The sequence below is a fragment of the Streptomyces pseudoechinosporeus genome (assembly GCF_054783935.1).
In genome coordinates, this window is the sequence record NZ_BAAGPS010000004.1 from 45,342 (window position 1) to 62,555 (window position 17,214).

The following is a 17,214-nucleotide window of genomic DNA, read 5'->3' on the forward strand; positions in this document are numbered from 1 at the left end:
TTCCCCGGCCCCCAACTGCCAGGTAATCGCAGCCTCTTGTAGCCCAGGGTTCAGGGTTCTACGACGATCAGCATGATCGCAAGACGCGAAACGTGGTGTTTACCGGTCATTCGCGCTAATTAGGAGGACTGATGGTCTCATGCGGTGCGGTAGCGGTCAGGCGTGTTCGAATGTGACCAAAGTGTTCTCTTATTGCATCCTCCGCCCGTCGCGCATCACCGGTGCGCACCGCGTCGAGGATCTCCCGATGCTGGCGGCACGTGATCTTCGGATCCTGCGGCGGTTCCACGAGATCCGTGCGTACGCGGTGGAAGGCGTCCCAGAACGCCTCCAGGACCTCGCCCAGCAGGAGGTTGCCGAGGCCCCGGTACAGCGTGGCGTGAAAGGCCCGGTCGGTCTCCGCGAGGCCTGCCCCTTCGGCGGCCTGACTCTCCATACGGTCGACGAGCGCGTCCAGTTCAACGAGGTCCGCTTCCGGGATACGGCCCGCGAGCCGGGAGATGAGCCCGCTCTCCACGGCCTCGCGCAGTTCCAGGAGCTGGACCAGGGAGTCTTCCCCCCGGTAGTGCCCGGCGACCGTGCGGAAGGCGAGGCCCTCGATCATCGGCGCCATCGACATCGGGCCCACATACGTCCCGAAGCCGTGCCGGATCTCCACGATGCCCATCGCCTGGAGGGCCTTCAGCGCCTCACGTACGGAATTCCGGCTGGCGCCGAGAAGCTCCATCAGCTCGGGCTCGGTCGGCAGCGTGGCTCCCGAGGGCAGCCGACGGTCGATGATGAGCTTCTTGATCCGCTCCTGCAGGTCACGCGCCATGGCGAGAGAGTAGCGGGTGGGCCTGGGAGGGCCCTGCCTGCTGGTCCCGTACATCGTTCGGACCGTCAGCATGCGGCGCCCGATGTCGGTTGAGAAACTGACGAACATGCGGAAGTGCTGACATTTCCACCGGAAGGGGCGCCCGGATGAGTACGACGACTTCGGAGTCGGAGCAGGGGCCCCAAGGGGTCCGGGTGCCGCGGCTGATCCACAACGAGGCGACCACCGAGATCCCCGTACACCTGTTGTTCCGGCCTGCGGAGGTCGGGCAGGTCGGGTCGCGGAGGGGGGCGGGGGAGCAGCCGCGGGTGGCCCGGCGGGAGTCGGTGCCGCTGCCGGTCGTCGTCGATCCCGAGCTGGTGGAGCGTCCGGCGCGGGTGCTGCCGGGCGCGGTGGGCGTGCTGGCCGGGGGCGGCGGGATCGCCGGGTGTGTGGTGGCGGCCTGGTGGGCCGGTGTACTGCCGCCGCTCGCCGGGGAGTTGGCGGGGTTGCCCGCGTACGGGGGTGCCGGGCTCGGCGCTCCGCAGTGGGCGGCGCTCGCCGCGTCCGGGGCGGTCGCTCTCTTCGGGTTCGGCGGGCTGGCCCGGGGGCGGACCGGGAGTGCCTGGGTGCTCGGGCTCTTCGGGCGCTACCGGGGCACCGTCCGGCGTACCGGGCTGATGTGGGTGAACCCGCTGCTGCTGCGCCGCCGGATCGACGTACGGCTGCGGCACTGGCGCAGCGAGCCGATGCCCGCCGTCGACGCGCACGGACTCGCCCTGCGCGTCGACGTGTTGGTCCTCTGGCGGGTCAAGGACACCGCCCGCGCCGCGCTCGGCGTCGAGGACCACGAGCGGTATCTGCGCGAGTGCGTGGAGGCGGCGCTCGCGCGGCTCCCGGCCGGCACCGAGGCCGCCAGGGAGAAGCTGACCCGCTTCGTGGCGGCGGACGCGGCGGCGGCCGGCCTCCAGGTGTTCTCCGTGCAGCCGGTCCGCGCCGAGTACGCCCCTGAAGTCGCCGCGGTGATACAGCGCCGCCGGCTCGCGGCCCTGGACGTCCAGGACCGCGACGACAGGCTCTGGTGAGTCGCGGGATCGGTGCCATCGGATCGTTTCGACGATTGGTATGGACGTTTCCGCGATTGGTATGGACATGTTCAGGGGTCGGCAATAATCTGAACTTGGTCTAGACCTGAATCATCGCTCCACGCATCGCGATGCGCACGCACAGCTCACGGAAATCCCCCACGTTCTCCAGGAGCGGCAGCATGCGCAAAAGCATCGGGAAACAGTCCAAGAAGCGGACCAAGTGGTACGCGGCCGTGGTCGGCCTCGCCACCACGGGAGCGTTCGTGCTCTCCAGCGGCGGTGCCAGCGGCCACGGCTACACCGACCTCCCCGTCAGCCGGCAGAAGCTCTGTGCCAACGGCACGGTGACCGGCTGCGGTGCCATCCAGTACGAGCCCCAGAGCGTCGAGGGCCCCAAGGGCTTCCCGTCGGCCGGACCCGCGGACGGTCAGATCTGTTCTGCGGGCCACGGCAACTTCGGCGCGCTCGACCAGCCGAGGACGCCGTCGGGCGGCGCCTGGCCCACCACCAAGGTCACCGGCGGGCAGAGCTACACGTTCCGCTGGCAGTTCACGGCACGGCACTCGACGACCGACTTCCGGTACTACGTCACCAAGAACGGCTGGAACCAGAACGCCCCGCTGACCCGGGCCGCCCTGGACACCACCCCGTTCCTGACCGTGCCCTACAGCGGCCAGCCGCCCGCGACGCTCTCCCACAGCGGCACCCTGCCGTCCGGCAAGAGCGGGCACCACGTGATCCTCGCGGTATGGACGGTCGCCGACACGGGCAACGCGTTCTACGCCTGCTCGGACGTCACGTTCTGATCCGGCTCCGGATCTCTGAGCGTTACTTGAGACAGGCGTGCTTCCCCCGGGGGCAGGTTCCCCACACGAGCAGTACCTGACCTCGGGGGAAGCATCATGGACCTCTTGTTCTACCTGGCGCCCAGCCTGATCCTGGCCGTGGTCCTCTTCGGCGCGTACCGCGTGGTGCGCCGCTCGCTGCAGATCCGAAGCGCCTGGAACAGCGGCCTGACGGCGGAGGGGCGCTGTCTGCGGATGTTCACGACGACGCGCGGCGGCAGCGGCGACACGTCCGTGAGTACCACGCTGCACCATGTTTACGAGTTCACCGCTCGCGACGGCCGGACGGTCCGCTTCGAGGAGGAGGACGGCCCGGCGACGAACCTCGAGGGCGACTTCGTCACCGTCTACTACGCCGGGGGCCGCGACGTGGTCGCCACGGCGAAGGCGCCGCGCCGGGCCAGGCTGGCGGCGTCCACCGGCGCCATCCTGGCGTTCCTCGGGGTGGCCGCGGTGTTCTGCGTCGGCTTCATGGTCACGTACAACCAGATGTCCGACGAGTTCGGCTTCGACGAGGACACGGGCGGCACCACCGACACCATCGTCGTCGACGGCGTCACGATGACCCCGTGACCCTCCACATCGGACGATCGTGCGGCTGACCGAGGCCGGACGGGCCCTGGCATACGTCGAAGGGCCTCTCGCTCCCACGAGAGGCCCTTCGGTGGTGCGCCGCCAGGGACTCGAACCCCGGACCCGCTGATTAAGAGTCAGCTGCTCTAACCAACTGAGCTAGCGGCGCATGACTCCCGCCTCCCGCTTGCGGCGGTCGGCGACGGAAAAAATACTACCTGGTCCGCGGGGGTGCTTGTGACCATGGCCCGACCGCAGCCCGACGGCCTGATGCTCAGATCGCGAGGGACAGCAGCACAGGTGCCGCGCCCCGGTTCAGCGTGTCCGCCGCCGCCCGCAGCCGGTGCGCGTGTGCGACCGGGAGGGAGAGGGCTAGGCAGCCCACGGCGGAGCCGGCCGTGATGGGGACCGCCGCGCACACCGTGCCGACCGCGTACTCCTGGAGGTCCAGGACCGGCACGCTGGGCGCCTGGGCGTCGAGCCGGGACAGCAGGACCCGCTCGCTGGTGATGGTGCGCGAGGTGAGGCGGGCCATCTTGTGGCGGGCGAGGTGATCGCGGCGGGCGTTCATATCGAGCTGGCCGAGCAGGCTCTTGCCGATCGCGCTGGCGTGGGCGGAGCGCCGGAAGTCCACCCACTCGTTCACCGCGGGTGTGCTCGGGCTGTCGGCGCACTGGGTGACGTGGACCTCGCCGTCGACGTAACGGCTGATGTAGACGGCGGCGCCCACCGAGTCGCGCAGCCGGTCGAGGTTGCGCTGGACCTGCTCGCGCAGCGCCTGGTCGCGGCCGTGCGCCGAGGTCAGCCTGCTGAGGGCGGCACCGGTGACGTACGCGCCGTCGGCGACCTGCTCGACGTATCCCTCGCGGCGCAGCATCCGCAGGAGCGTGGTCAGCCGCTCCGTGCCGAGGCCGGTCGTGCGGGCGAGCTGGGCGTCGGTGACGCCGGTGGTGTGCCGTGCCACGGTCTCCAGTACGCGCAGGGCGTCCTGGGCCGAGTGGTACGGCGCGGTCGGCTCGTGCTTGAGCGCCACGGTTCCCCCTGCACTGCTTGGCCGTTCTCGGACGGAGGCTGCTTCCACGATAGCCCTCAAGGGGCGGACGGGGAGCGGCTGTTGACGAGAAGATGTGGCGCGCTCCGGCGCTCTCAGCAGGAACGCGCCACTCTGGCATATGCCAGAGTCAAGCCACAGCGGCTCGACCTCGGATATCGCCGTTTTCACTTCTCGTCATCGCATGACTGCATGACGCGACTGCGATACGGCTGCCCTACAGGACCGCGCTCAGGAACTCCCGCGTCCGATCGTGCTCCGGATCGCCGAAGATCTTCTCCGGCGGTCCGGACTCCAGGACGCGGCCCTTGTCGAACATCAGGACCGCGTCGGAGATGTCGCGGGCGAAGTTCATCTCGTGGGTCACGCAGAGCATCGTGATGTCGGTGGTGCGGGCGATGTCCCGCAGCACGTCGAGGACGCCCGCGACCAGCTCGGGGTCGAGGGCCGAGGTGACCTCGTCCAGGAGCAGCACCTTCGGCCGCATGGCGAGGGCCCGCGCGATCGCGACGCGCTGCTGCTGGCCGCCGGAGAGCTGGGTCGGGTACTTGTCCAGGTGCTCGGTCAGCCCCACCAGTTCGAGCAGGTCACGGGCTCGTTGGTCGGCCTCGTCCTTGGACAGGCCGAGTACGGTGACCGGCGCCTCGGTGATGTTGCGCAGGACCTTCATGTTCGGGAAGAGATTGAACTGCTGGAAGACCATCCCGATGTTCTTGCGGACCTCGCGGATGTGCTTCTCGCCCGCCGGGGCGAGGCTGCCGTTCTTCTCCTCGTGGAAGAGGTAGGTGCCGCCGACCTTGATCGTGCCCTCGTCGGGCTTGAGCAGGGTCATCAGCAGACGCAGGATCGTCGTCTTGCCGGAGCCGGACGGGCCGATCAGCGTGACGTGTTTGCCGGAGTCCACCGAGAAGTCCAGCTCGTCGAGCACGACGTTGCTGCCGAAGCGCTTGGTGACCTTGTCGAAGCGGATCAGCTCGCTGCCGTCCACCGGCGGGTTCTCGCGGCTCTCGGGCTCTTTCTGCAAAGGGGTGTCAGCGGACAAGACGACGCTCCAGGGCTCGGATCAAGAGGGAAGCGGGGTAGGCGATGACGATGAACGCCACACCCACGACGGTGAGAGCCTCCGTGGTGAAGGTCTCGTTACTGAAGGCCTGGGCCTCGCCGAGCATGTCGAAGGCGCCGATCGTCGCGATCATCGGCGAGTCCTTGAGCATGGCGACGACGTAGTTGCCCAGCGGCGGGACGACGCGGCGGATCGCCTGCGGCAGGATCACCGCACGCCACGTACGGCCCTTGGACAGGCTGAGCGCCGTGGCCGCCTCCCACTGGCCGACGGGTACGCCGTCGATGCCGGCGCGGTAGACCTCCGCGGTGTACGTGGAGTAGTGCAGCCCGAGGCCGACGATGCCGGTGGTGAGCGGCGACATCGAGGGGCCGAAGTTCGGCACCACGTAGAACAGGAAGAACAGCTGCACCAGCAGCGGAGTGTTGCGGATGAACTCAGTGACCGCGATGACCGGCCAGCGCACCCACACCAGCGTGGAGCGCTGCGCCATCGCCCACACCAGGCCCAGGGCGAAGGCGATCAGGGTGCCGATGGCCAGGGCCTGCAGCGTGACCAGCACGCCGTCCCAGAACCGCGGCATGAAGTCGTCCACGACTTGCCAGTCCCAGTTCATCCCATACCTCCCGCGGAACCCGAACCGGCCTGCAGGGTCTCGCCGCGCGCGCTGAGCTTCGCGGTGATCCCGCCCCGCTTCTCCGGCTGCTGCCCGATACCTGCCTTGGCCTTGCGCTCCACCAGCCGCATACCGCGGGTGATGAGGAAGGCGAGTACGAAGTAGAGGACCAGCAGCAGCGTGTAGATCGGGGTCGTCTCATTGGTGCCCAGCCGGAGCAGATTGCCGGCGAAGGTCATGTCGGCCACCGTGATCACGGAGACCAGGGCGGTGCCCTTCAGCAGCTCGATCAGCAGGTTGTTGAACGGCGGCACCATCTCGGGCCACGCCTGCGGCATCTCGATCAGCCGCAGCCGCTGCCAGCGGGTGAAGTTGAGCGCGATGCCCGCCTCCTTCTGCGCCGGGGCGACGGCGGCCAGGGAACCGCGGACGATCTCGGAACCGTAGGCGCCGTAGGTGAGGCCGAGCGCGCTGACGCCGGCCCACATGGGCACCAGCTGCCAGCCGAAGAACGGCAGGGCGAAGAACATCCAGAACATCAGCACCAGGGCCGACATACCGCGGAAGATCTCGAAATAGACCCCGGCGAGGAAACGTACGATCCAGTACCGCGAATCGCGTGCGAGGCCGATCCCGAACGCGATGACCGCGCCGAGAGCAGCCGCGTACACCGTCACCTGAATGGTGATCCAGATACCCGGCAGGAACCAGGTCGTGAAGAACTCCGAGCTCATCATCCGGCACACAGCTCCTTCGCGGTGAGGTCGGTCATCTCGGCCATACCGAAACCGAAGGGCCTGACGATCTCGAGAAGTTCCTTGTAGTTGTTCTCCTTGAGCTTGAGCAGTTCCTCGTTGAACGCGTCACGGAAGTTCTGCTCGGACAGCCGGAAGGCGAATCCGCCCGCGCCATAGACGGGCTTTCCGTCGATTTCGGGCTGGAAGGGCTCGGTCGCCTCCGCCCGGGTGGATCCCTTCACCGCGTCGCTGACCGTGATGCGCGTACCGGCGAAGGCGTCCACCCGCCCCTGGGACACCGCGTCGAGGCCGGCCACCTGGTCCGGCAGGACCAGTACGTTGCTGATGCCCGCGCCCTTGGCGGAGTCGATCTGGGCATAGGCCTTGCCCGAGGCAAGCTTGAGACCCTTGTTCTTGATGTCCTCATACGTCCTGATGCCGTGCGGATTCCCCTTCCTGACGATGAAGGCGTCCAGCATGAGGTAGTCCGGGTCGGCGAAAAGCACCTGTTCGCACCGGGTGGGATTGATGTACATCCCGGCGGACACCACATCGAACTGCCGCGCCTTCAGCCCGGGAATGAGGGCGCCGAAGTCCACTGGCACCGGCGTGATTTCGCCGATGCCGAGCCGCTCGAAGATGACCTTGGCGATCGCGGGCGCTTCTCCGGTGGCCTGTCCGTCGTCTCCCACATAACCGAACGGCGGCTCGCTGGCGATCCCGATTTTCACGGAACCCTGGTCCTTCAGGGTGTCCAGCAGGCTGCCTCCCAGCACCTTCCCTTCGTCGGGGACGCGGCTGCAGCCCGCCACCCCGAGACTTCCCGCGGCTCCCAGCGCCACCGCTCCCGTGAGCAGTGAGCGGCGGCTGAGCCCTCTGTGGGATCCGTTGTCGGTTCCTGATCGGTTTGCGTGTGGTCGAGCCATGGGCGCGCGACTACCCGAACCAATGGAAGTCATGCCAGTCCTTCCCGGTCACTGAGTCCACTCATGGCTCAATGCCCGGTATATGAGGATTGGTTGCGTGTGGTGACCCGGTCGTGACCCTGTCGTGGGCGCGCGTTGACCCACACGCTGCACACGGCCTACCCGTGGATTCCGGTCCACAGCGGGGTACGGGTGTGACCATGGCCGACCGTTACATCGACGTCTCCCTGACCAAGCGCGGAGTCCACTGCACCGCAAAGCTCCTCGACGACCGCGCCCCCATCACCTGCGAGGCGGTGTGGAACGCGCTCCCCCTGGGCGGCGACGTCTACCACGCGAAGTACGCCCGCAACGAGATCTACGCCCTCCTGCCCGCCTTCGCCCCCGCCGAGCCCCCCTTGGAGAACCCCACCGTCACCCCCATCCCCGGCGACCTGTGCTACTTCTCCTTCTCCGGCACCCAGCTGGGCACAAAGTCGTACGGCTACGGCGGGGCCTCCGGCGTCCAGCACGGCACCCCGGTGATCGACCTGGCCCTCTTCTACGAGCGCAACAACCTGCTGATCAACGCCGACGTCGGCTGGGTGCCCGGCATCGTCTGGGGCCAGGTCGTGGAGGGCCTGGAGGCCATGGCGGAGGCGTGCAACGACCTGTGGCGGGCGGGTGCGTTGGGGGAGACGCTCAGCTTCCGCAGGGTCTAGGCGGTGGGCCGAGGCGGGGGAGTCACCTGGGCCACCCCCGCCTCGTACAGCGCGTGCGCCGCTCGCAGCACCAGGTCGTCCCGGTGGCGGGCGGCCACGATCTGCAGGCCCACCGGCAGCCCGTCCCCGTCAAGGCCGACGGGGACGGACGCCGCGGGCTGCTGCGTCATGTTGAAGGGATACGTGAACGGGGTCCAGCCCGTCCAGCGCCGGTGCCCCGAGCCCTTCGGCACCTCCGCGCCCGCCTCGAACGCGGTGATCGGCAGCGTCGGCGTCACCAGCAGGTCGTACGTCTCGTGGAAGCGGCCCATCCGGCGGCCCAGGTCCATCCGTACGTCCACCGCGGCCAGATAGTCGAGCGCGCTGTAGCGGGCGCCCAGGTCGCAGATCTCCCGCAGGCCCGGGTCCAGCAGCTCCCGCTGGTGCGGGCCGAGGTTCTGCGTCACCCGGGCGGCTCCGCTGAACCACAGGGTGTGGAAGGCCTCCACGGGCTCGGTGAAATCGGGGTCGGCCTCCTCGACGTACGCGCCGAGAGAGGCGAGCCCCTCCACGCTCCGCCGCACGGCCGCCGCGACTCCGGAGCGTACGGGCACCTGGCCGCCGAAGGAGGGGGAGTACGCGATCCGCAGGCCCCGTACGCCGCCGTCCAGCGCGTCCGTGAACGGCCCGGGCGGCGGCGTGAGCGCCGACCAGTCGCGGGTGTCCGCGCCGCTGATCACGTCCAGCAGGAGGGCCGCGTCGGCGGCGTCGCGCGTCATCGGTCCGACGTGCGCGAGCGTCCCGAACGCGCTCGCGGGATACAGCGGCACCCGCCCGTACGTCGGCTTCAGCGCGAAGATCCCGCAGAAGGAGGCGGGGATACGGACACTGCCGCCGCCGTCCGTGCCCAGGGACAGCGGGCCCGCGCCCATGGCCACGGCCGCCGCACTCCCGCCGCTCGAACCACCCGACGTACGCGACACGTCGTACGGATTCCGCGTCACCCCCGACTGCGGCGAGTCCGTGACGCCCTTCCACCCGAACTCGGGCGTCGTCGTCTTGCCCAGGAAGACGGCGCCGTGCTCACGCAGCCGCGCCACGGAGGGCGCGTCCTCGTCCCAACGCCCCTCCACACGCACGGTGTTGGAGCCCTTCAGGGTCGGCCCGCCGCGCATCAGCAGGATGTCCTTCACCGTGACCGGCACCCCGTCCACAAGCCCGGCCGGTTCACCGCGCCGCCAGCGCTCGGCCGACTCCCGCGCCCGAGCGAGCGCTTCGTCAGCGGTGAGGCGCACGAAGGCGTTCACGGAGGGCTGGATCTCCTCGGCCCGTTGGAGCGCTGCCCGCGTCGCCTCCACGGGACTGAATTCGCCCTTGCGGTATCCGCCGACGAGTTGTAGCGCGGTCAGCTCGGTGAGCTCGGTCATGCACCCCTCCAAGGGAGTTCTCCGGAGTCCGAAGAGAGTTCAGTGCCCGGGTACGTACCCACGCTGCTTGTCGACCACGTTCGGCAGCGGCTCACCCGCCTCCCACAGCTCGTACAACTCCACGAACTGCGCGCCGAGTTCGTCCCGCCAGCCGATCGTGTCCCCGCTCATGTGCGGCGAGACGATCAGCCCGGGGACCTCCCACAGGGGGCTCTCGGGGGTGAGGGGCTCACGCTCGAAGACATCGAGCGCCGCCCCCGCGATCCAGTGCTTCGACAGGGCGTCCACGAGCGCGTCCTCGTCGACGAGCTGCCCGCGCCCGACATTGATGAAGCGCGCGGAGGGCTGCATCAGTCCGAAGCGCCGCTCGTCGAACATTCCGTGCGTCTCGTCGGTGAGGGGTGCCGCGGACACCACCCAGTCGGCGCGCGCCATCAGCCGGTCCAGCTCGTCCGGCCCGTGGATGCCGGGGCGCGGGGTACGCCCCACCAGGGCCGTCTTGATGCCGAGGGCCTTCAGGGTCTGCTCGATCGCCCGCCCGATCGGCCCGGAACCCACCACGCACGCGCGCGTGCCCGCGACCCGCTGCGACTCGCGGTGCCGCCACTGGCGCGCCCGCTGAAGGTCCCACGTACGCGGCAGATCCTTGGCCATCGCGAGGACGAGCGCGGCCACGTACTCGGCGATCGGCTGGTCGAAGACGCCGCGCGCGTTCGTCACCACCGTGTCGGACGCGGCCAGCTCCGGGCACATCAGGTGGTCCACGCCCGCGCTCGCCGTGTGCACCCAGCGGGGTCGCGGCCCCTCGCCGGGCCAGGCGCGGCGCACCGCGTGCGATGTGAAGTCCCACACAAGCAGGACGTCCGCGGCCGGCAGCAGCGAGGCCAGTGTCGACTCGTCGGCGTGCTCGATCCGGACCCGTCCGGTGAGCTTGCCGAGGCGGGGCGGCGGTTCGGCGTCCAGCACCAGAAGAGTCGTCTTGTTTTCGGCCATGTGCGGAGTAATGGGTCCGGTCATCGGGGGGAAACCGTTTCGCAATGCGAGTCCGCTTCTCTTGGGTCTGGGCACACTTGCGGGGCAACGTCGGCAGCCGTCTGAGATGCACGGATTGACCACGCTGGCACCGGAACCTACCTTCGTCAACACGGACCCGTAAGCGGTCCACATCCTGTCCCGACGTCCCGGCATGCGCCGGCTTGTGTCCCCCGGCCCAGTGGCCGGTTCTCCACCACTCGCTCGACTTGAGTTTGGGGCCTGCTCATGGACGTCTCCTTCCTCGGTGGACCGCACCCGCAGCGGGGTGTCGGCATCGTCGCTCCCTTCGACTTCGCCCTCGATCGCGAGCTGTGGCGCTGGGTGCCGGACGAGGTCTCACTGCATTTGACCCGCACCCCTTTTGTGCCCGTCGAGGTCAGCCTCGACCTCGCGCGGCTGGTCAGCGAGCACGAGACGCTCGGTGAGGCGGTGCGCGCACTGAACGCGGTGCATCCCGAGGTCGTCGCGTACGCCTGTACGTCGGGCAGCTTCGTCGGCGGCATCGCGGGCGAGCGGGCGATGTGCGAGGCCATGACCCGGGCCGGTGAGGTGTCGTCCCTGACCACCTCCGGCGCCCTCCTCGAAGCCCTTCAGGAGCTGGGCGCCCGCCGGATCGCCCTGGTCACGCCCTACACCGTGTCCGTGACCCAGGCTCTGGAGGAGTACCTCGCCGAGGCCGGTATCGAGATCATCGGCACCTCCTCTCTCGGCCTGACCCGGCACATCTGGAAGGTCCCCTACCGCGACGTCGTCGACATGGCCCGCAAGGCGGTACGCGGCGCCGCGGACGCGCTGTTCATCAGCTGCACCAATCTCCCCACGTACGACGTGATCCCGCAGCTGGAGGCCGAGCTGCGGATTCCCGTCATCTCAGCCAACCAGGTGACGATGTGGGCCGCACTGCGTCACCTGGGTACGCGAGCGGTAGGGCCCTATCAGGCGCTGATCGACCACTCGGCGCGGCAGCGTCCGGTGACGCCGGAAGCACTGCCGGAGTCACTGCCGGGCGCAATGCCGGGATCAGTGCCTGAAGCACAGGGGCCCGCACTGCCGGAAGAACAGGAAGGTTGGGCATGACGGCACTCGGATTCCTCTACCCGGGCCACTCGGCAGAGGACGACTACCCGCGCATCGAACAACTCCTGGGCAGCGACATCCGCCTCCCGCTCGTCCACACGGACATCGGCGAGGACGCCCACCGCGAGGACGCGCTGCTGGAGATGGGCTCGGCGGCCCGGCTCGCGGCCGGCGTCGAGGAACTGCGGCTGTCCGGCGCGGAGGCGGTGGTGTGGGCGTGCACGTCCGGCAGCTTCGTGTACGGCTGGGAGGGCGCCCATGAGCAGGTCCGCGCCCTCGCCCTCACGGCCGGCATGCCCGCCTCCTCGACGTCCTTCGCCTTCGTCCACGCGATCCGTGAGATCGGGGCGCGACGGGTCGCGATCGCGGCGACGTATCCGGAGGATGTGGCGGCGATGTTCTCCGCCTTCTTGAAGGACGCGGGGATCGAGGTGGTCTCGATGCGCGGCAGCGGCATCATCACGGCGGCGGAGGTCGGAACGTGGGGCGCCGACGAGGTCCTCGCCCTCGCCCATTCGGGCGACCACCCCGACGCGGACGCGGTCCTCCTCCCGGACACCGCCCTCCACACGGCCTCCCACCTCCCCGCCCTGGAGAAGGCCGTCGCCAAGCCGGTCCTCACGGCGAACCAGGTGACGGTGTGGGAGGCGCTGCGGTTGGCTGACCGCCGGGTGAACGCGCCGGAGCTGGGGACGCTGTTCACGCGGGAGCCGATTGTGCAGGTGTGAGAGGGGTCCTCGGGGCTCCGCCCCGGCCCCGTTTCGGGGGCCGGCCCCCGGACCCCCGGTCCTCAAGCGCCGGACGGGCTGATTTCAGCCCGTCCGGCGTTTGAGGACGAGGCCGCCAGGCCGATGGGGGGTCTGGGGCGCAGCCCCAGCGGGGTCCAGGGGCGGAGCCCCTGGTGGGGCTCTGGGGCGAAGCCCCAGGGATGGGAACCCGCGGGGGCGGAATAACCGGAGGCAGTCTCCTGTTAGTTACGTGCGGACCCTACGTCGTACCCAGCAGGAGGCAACCCGTGGCGGCAGACGAGATACGAGGCGAGACGGCGGGCACCGCTCAGGTGCCACTTTCCGTGCTGGACCTGGCCACCGTGGGCGCGGGCCGCACCGCCACCGACGCCCTGCGCACCAGCGTCGAACTGGTCCGCCTCGCAGAGGACCGCGGCTTCCACCGCTACTGGGTCGCCGAACACCACTCGATGCCGGGCGTCGCCTCGACCTCCCCCGCCGTGATCCTCGCCCACCTCGCCGCCCACACGGACCGGATACGCCTCGGTTCGGGCGGTGTGATGCTGCCCAACCACGCCCCCCTCGTCATCGCGGAACAGTTCGGCACCCTGGAGGCCATGGCCCCGGGCCGCATCGACCTGGGCCTCGGCCGCGCCCCCGGCACGGACGGCGCAACGGCCGCAGCCCTGCGCCGCACCGACCGGCTCAACGAGGGCGCCGACGACTTCCCCCAGCAACTCGCCGAACTGACCCGCTTCCTGGACGACGACTTCCCGGACGGCCACCCCTACGCCCGTATCCACGCGGTCCCGGGCCCCATCCAGGCCACAGCCCCCGGCGGCGTACAGTCCCCGCACCGTCCACCCGTCTGGCTCCTCGGCTCCTCCGGCTTCAGCGCCCGCCTCGCCGGCACCCTCGGTCTGCCGTTCGCCTTCGCGCACCACTTCTCGGCCCAGAACACGATCCCGGCCCTCGACCTCTACCGCGAGTCCTTCACACCCTCCGAAGTCCTCGACGCCCCGTACGCCCTCATCGGCGTCTCCGCGCTCGCCACGGACGACGAGAAGGAGGCCCGCCGCCAGGTCCTGGCCGCCGCCCTGAACATGGTCCGCCTGCGCATCGGCCGCCCGGGACTCGTGCCCACCCCGGAGGAGGCGGAGGCGTACGAATTCAGCCCGATGGAGCGGGAGTTCATCGACTCCTGGAACTCCAACGTCATCCACGGCACCGCGGACGAGGTCCGCGCCGGCCTCGACGACCTCCAAAAGCGCACGGGCGCGGATGAGTTGATGCTCACCAGCCACGCCCACAGCGGAGACGTACGGGTGCGCTCGTACGAACTGATCGCCGACGCCTACCAGTTGCCGAACACCCAGGCCTGAGACGGCTCAGCCTCGCGGGCAGTCCGCCCCCGTCAATAGTGCGGAGATACGATCCGCTGCCACCGGCCGGGAGTACAGCCACCCCTGGCCGGTGTCGCAGCCGATGCGCCGCAGTCGGGAGGCCTGCCCGGCGGTCTCCACGCACTCGGCGGTGACCGTCAGGCCCAGCCGGTGGGCGAGTTCGATGAGGGCCTCGACGATGACCTCGTCGGCGGGGTTCGCACGGTTGCCCGCCTCCTCGTACTGGAAGCCCCGCACGAACGAGCCGTCGAGCTTCAGTACGGAGACGGGGAGGCGGCTGAGGTAGGCGAGGTTGGAGTACCCCGTGCCGAAGTCGTCGATGGCGATGCGTACGCCCATGTCGCTGAGCGCCTGCAGGGCCTGGAGCGGGCGGCCCGCCGAGCCCATCACGGCCGACTCGGTGAGCTCCAACTGGAGGAGATGCGGGGCGAGTCCGGTCTCGCTGAGGATCGCCGCGACGTCCGCCACCAGGTCGGAGTCCCAGACCTGACGCACCGCCACGTTCACGCTCACGAAGACCGGCGGCACATCCGGGTGGTCCAACTGCCAGCGGCGCGCCTGCCAGCAGGCGGTGGCCAGCACCCAGCGCCCCAACTGCACGATGGAGCCGTCCTCTTCAGCAAGTCCGATGAACCGATTCGGCGTCAGTGTGCCGAACTGAGGATGGTTCCATCGCACCAGTGCTTCCACTCCGCGCACACCGCCGTCCTCCATGCCCACCAACGGCTGGTATTCCAGGGTGAATTCACCCTTCTCGATGGCGGGGCGGAGGGTGGAGGCGAGGGCCTGACGGGTCATGCGGTGGGCGTTGCGCTCCGGGTCGAAGAGCGTCCAGCGGGACTTTCCGTCGGCCTTCGCCCAGTACAGCGTCGTATCGGCGGCCTGCATCAGGCCCGTCGCGGTGGTGTCGGCGGCGTGCCGCTCGACCACCCCGATCGAGGCCGAGACCGACAGCCGCTGCCCGGAGATGTCGAAGGGAGCCTGAAGGGACGTCAGTACGGACTCGGCGAGCTCCGCCAGCTGGTCCGTACCCGTCGTGTCCTCGACCAGCAGCGCGAACTCGTCGCCGCCGAGCCGGGCGACCAGCGGCTTGGCCGCTCGCGCGTGCCCGGCCTCGTCCGCGCAGCGCGTCAGCCGTTCGGCGACGGCCGCGAGCAGCCGGTCGCCGATGCGGTGGCCGAGCGTGTCGTTCACCGCCTTGAACCCGTCGAGGTCCAGATAGCACAGCCCGATCCGGCCGGTGCCTGACTCCTCGTACGCCTCCGCCTCCAGTGCGGCCGAAAGGCGCTCGAAGAACAAGGTGCGGTTGGGCAGCCGGGTCACCGGGTCGTGCATCTGCAAGTGCCGCAGCCGCGCCTGGAGTTCACGGCGGGCGCTGATGTCGCAGACCGACACCAGCACGGCCCGCTCCTCCTCGGGCAGCGGAGACACCGTCACCTGGGCCCAGAGGGAGTGCCCGTCGGGGTGTTTGAGCCGGCGGGTGCAGCGCAGTCTGGCCTGCCGGCCGCGGAGCACCTCGCGGTACGCGTGCCAGGTGCGGGCGTCGGAGGCCAGGTCCACCAGATCGGCGGCGACCCGGCCCGCGAGACCGTCCGGGCCGGCGCCGAGCAGCGCGGCCAGCGAGTCGTTGGCCGTGACGACCAGCCCCTCGCGGTCGACGACGGCCATCGCCACGGGGGCGGCGTCGAAGGTGGCCCGGAACGTGCGGTCCTTCAGGGCGGGGGCGCGTGGAGGCTCGGCCTCGGCGCGTGGTGTCACCGGTTCGGTACGTGTGGTACGCGTGTCGACGCATGAGGTGTGAGTGTCGACGCGTGGGGTCGTCTTCTCGTGAGAAAGAGGCCGACTGTCACCCTCTGTGACCGTCGGTCGGACGAGGTCTGCCGCAGGCACCGGCCCATCGGACGTTCCGCTCACCGTTCGCTCCCGCTGTGCACTCGTTACTCGTACAGGTCTCGTCGGGTGGTCGGCCGGTGGAGGACGGCCGCTCTAGCCGTGTCCGCGCAGGAAAGTGTGCCGATCATAGAGGCTGGCCCGAACGCCTTCCAGCTACTCCTCAGTCTCCCCAATTAACCGGCTCTTCTGACAGATCGTTTCTGCCCGCACCTGGACAGGTTCCTTCAGAGGCCGATCGCTTGTGACGTTCCGTGAGTGCTCGGGGTGTCCGCGGTCCCGTAACGCGCTCGTCCGGACGCCGGCGCGCTCACTCTTCTGGTGCAGACAAACAGGGCGTAAGTGATCACATACGTACAGGCTGGGTGTGGTATCCCGAATTCCGCACCGGAGGTCGAAGTGCCGCGTCTGTTCCCCCTCAAGGGGCTCACCCGTGGCGAGGCACGACCTCGTTGGCGTGGTCCCGCGGCGCTGTTCACCTCCATGACGGCGCTCGCCGCCACCTCCCTGGCCACAGGCCCCGCGAACGCCATGCCCCCCTCGCCCCCCTGCGCCCTGAAACGGACCGATGCCCACCACTCGGAGGGCCTGGACACCTGGAACTCCGCCTATCCGCGCCCCGACCGCCGCATCGACGCGGTGATGGTCTTCCTCTCCTTCCCCGACTCCACCCCGCAGACCACCCCCACCGAACTGACGGCCGACCACTTCCCGGCCACCAGCCGCTTCTTCGAACGCGCCTCCTACGGCAAGTTCACGCTGCGCCCGCACCCGCTCCGCGAGTGGCTGCCGATGCCGCGCGCCTCCACGGCGTACGCCATACAGCGCGACTGGAACTCCGCGCGCCGTTCCGCGTATCTGCGCGACGCCCTCGCCGCGTCCGACGGGCACGTCGACTTCTCGCGCTACGACGTCGTCTACTTCGTCGCCGACCCGCACGCGCCCGGCGTCGACTCGGACGCGACGAAGGTGGTCAACCTGGAGGCGCCGCTACGGGCCGACGGCACGGACATCCGCCGGGTCGTCACGGTCTTCGAGAAGCATCCGCCGGACCGCCTGGTCCTGGCCCACGAGACGGGCCACGTCTTCGACCTGCCCGACCTCTACCACCGGCCGGCCGACAACAAGGGCGACTGGGACACCTACGTCGGCGACTGGGACCTCATGGGCAGCCAGTTCGGGCTCGCGCCGGATCTCTTCGGCTGGCACAAGTGGAAGCTGGGCTGGCTGGAACCGCGGCAGGTGGCGTGTGTGCAGGGGGCGGGCGGCGGGGGTACGC

At 69.5% G+C, this 17,214-nt stretch carries 17 protein-coding genes and 1 tRNA gene; 8 read left to right on the forward strand and 10 right to left on the reverse strand.

Translation table 11 applies throughout. The features are described 5' to 3' along the window. Positions 1–115 precede the first annotated feature (115 nt). A complete protein-coding gene (locus ACYVO6_RS04790) occupies positions 116–817 on the reverse strand; it encodes a FadR/GntR family transcriptional regulator (RefSeq protein ID WP_461057568.1) in 702 nt (233 codons plus the stop codon). A gap of 146 nt (positions 818–963) precedes the next feature. On the opposite strand from ACYVO6_RS04790, the gene ACYVO6_RS04795 reads away from it, so the two are divergent. The 3 genes from ACYVO6_RS04795 (at position 964) to ACYVO6_RS04805 (ending at position 3,302) form a co-directional block, all read left to right on the forward strand. Then, complete coding sequence (locus tag ACYVO6_RS04795) at positions 964–1,881, forward strand: SPFH domain-containing protein (RefSeq protein ID WP_461057570.1); 918 nt, start codon at positions 964–966, stop codon at positions 1,879–1,881. A 182-nt stretch (positions 1,882–2,063) separates the two neighbouring features. Continuing rightward, on the forward strand, positions 2,064–2,690 hold the full coding sequence (locus tag ACYVO6_RS04800) for a lytic polysaccharide monooxygenase auxiliary activity family 9 protein (RefSeq protein WP_461057572.1): 627 nt from the start codon (positions 2,064–2,066) through the stop codon (positions 2,688–2,690). Positions 2,691–2,786: 96 nt separating this feature from the next. Then, positions 2,787–3,302, forward strand: a complete 516-nt coding sequence (locus tag ACYVO6_RS04805) for a DUF3592 domain-containing protein (protein ID WP_461057574.1) — start codon at positions 2,787–2,789, stop codon at positions 3,300–3,302. Between the two features lie 92 nt (positions 3,303–3,394). On the opposite strand, the gene ACYVO6_RS04810 is transcribed toward ACYVO6_RS04805, so the two are convergent. From ACYVO6_RS04810 to ehuB, 6 genes are all read right to left on the reverse strand, one after another. Beyond that, positions 3,395–3,471 (reverse strand) — tRNA-Lys (locus ACYVO6_RS04810). Positions 3,472–3,576: 105 nt separating this feature from the next. Continuing rightward, on the reverse strand, positions 3,577–4,335 hold the full coding sequence (locus ACYVO6_RS04815) for an IclR family transcriptional regulator (RefSeq protein ID WP_461057576.1): 759 nt from the start codon (positions 4,333–4,335) through the stop codon (positions 3,577–3,579). 235 nt (positions 4,336–4,570) lie between these two features. Further along, on the reverse strand, positions 4,571–5,341 hold the full coding sequence (gene ehuA, locus ACYVO6_RS04820) for an ectoine/hydroxyectoine ABC transporter ATP-binding protein EhuA (RefSeq protein WP_461058211.1): 771 nt from the start codon (positions 5,339–5,341) through the stop codon (positions 4,571–4,573). A 43-nt stretch (positions 5,342–5,384) separates the two neighbouring features. Next, complete coding sequence (gene ehuD / locus ACYVO6_RS04825) at positions 5,385–6,032, reverse strand: ectoine/hydroxyectoine ABC transporter permease subunit EhuD (RefSeq protein WP_461057578.1); 648 nt, start codon at positions 6,030–6,032, stop codon at positions 5,385–5,387. Next, positions 6,029–6,769, reverse strand: coding sequence for an ectoine/hydroxyectoine ABC transporter permease subunit EhuC (ehuC, locus tag ACYVO6_RS04830; protein ID WP_461057580.1), 741 nt, complete (start codon positions 6,767–6,769; stop codon positions 6,029–6,031). Before ehuC ends, ehuD begins: the two co-directional genes overlap by 4 nt. Continuing rightward, entirely contained in the window at positions 6,766–7,695 is a 930-nt protein-coding gene (gene ehuB / locus ACYVO6_RS04835) for an ectoine/hydroxyectoine ABC transporter substrate-binding protein EhuB (protein WP_461057582.1), read from the reverse strand. Before ehuB ends, ehuC begins: the two co-directional genes overlap by 4 nt. 200 nt (positions 7,696–7,895) lie before the next feature. On the opposite strand from ehuB, the gene ACYVO6_RS04840 reads away from it, so the two are divergent. Then, complete coding sequence (locus ACYVO6_RS04840; RefSeq protein WP_461057584.1) at positions 7,896–8,396, forward strand: DUF3830 family protein; 501 nt, start codon at positions 7,896–7,898, stop codon at positions 8,394–8,396. On the opposite strand, the gene ACYVO6_RS04845 is transcribed toward ACYVO6_RS04840, so the two are convergent. Both ACYVO6_RS04845 and ACYVO6_RS04850 read right to left on the reverse strand, forming a co-directional pair. Beyond that, positions 8,393–9,802, reverse strand: a complete 1,410-nt coding sequence (locus ACYVO6_RS04845) for an amidase (RefSeq protein ID WP_461057586.1) — start codon at positions 9,800–9,802, stop codon at positions 8,393–8,395. The genes ACYVO6_RS04840 and ACYVO6_RS04845 overlap by 4 nt on opposite strands. Before the next feature lie 39 nt (positions 9,803–9,841). Then, positions 9,842–10,819 (reverse strand): D-2-hydroxyacid dehydrogenase, encoded by a 978-nt coding sequence (locus tag ACYVO6_RS04850; RefSeq protein WP_461057588.1) that lies wholly within the window; start codon positions 10,817–10,819, stop codon positions 9,842–9,844. A 243-nt stretch (positions 10,820–11,062) separates the two neighbouring features. On the opposite strand from ACYVO6_RS04850, the gene ACYVO6_RS04855 reads away from it, so the two are divergent. The 3 genes from ACYVO6_RS04855 to ACYVO6_RS04865 all read left to right on the forward strand — a co-directional run bounded on the left by ACYVO6_RS04855 (position 11,063) and on the right by ACYVO6_RS04865 (position 14,024). Continuing rightward, positions 11,063–11,914, forward strand: coding sequence for a maleate cis-trans isomerase family protein (locus ACYVO6_RS04855; protein WP_461057590.1), 852 nt, complete (start codon positions 11,063–11,065; stop codon positions 11,912–11,914). Beyond that, positions 11,911–12,642 carry a maleate cis-trans isomerase family protein gene (locus ACYVO6_RS04860; protein WP_461057592.1) on the forward strand — a complete coding sequence of 244 codons (732 nt, stop codon included), beginning with the start codon at positions 11,911–11,913 and terminating at the stop codon, positions 12,640–12,642. The genes ACYVO6_RS04855 and ACYVO6_RS04860 overlap by 4 nt, the downstream gene beginning before the upstream one ends. 287 nt (positions 12,643–12,929) lie before the next feature. After that, positions 12,930–14,024 (forward strand): LLM class flavin-dependent oxidoreductase, encoded by a 1,095-nt coding sequence (locus ACYVO6_RS04865; protein ID WP_461057594.1) that lies wholly within the window; start codon positions 12,930–12,932, stop codon positions 14,022–14,024. Between the two features lie 6 nt (positions 14,025–14,030). Here the strand turns inward: ACYVO6_RS04865 and ACYVO6_RS04870 are convergent, their stop codons facing one another. Next, entirely contained in the window at positions 14,031–15,959 is a 1,929-nt protein-coding gene (locus ACYVO6_RS04870; RefSeq protein ID WP_461057596.1) for a putative bifunctional diguanylate cyclase/phosphodiesterase, read from the reverse strand. A 375-nt stretch (positions 15,960–16,334) separates the two neighbouring features. Here ACYVO6_RS04870 and ACYVO6_RS04875 point away from each other — a divergent pair. Then, the coding region (locus ACYVO6_RS04875) for a M6 family metalloprotease domain-containing protein (RefSeq protein ID WP_461057598.1) at positions 16,335–17,214 on the forward strand (880 nt) is incomplete at its 3' end.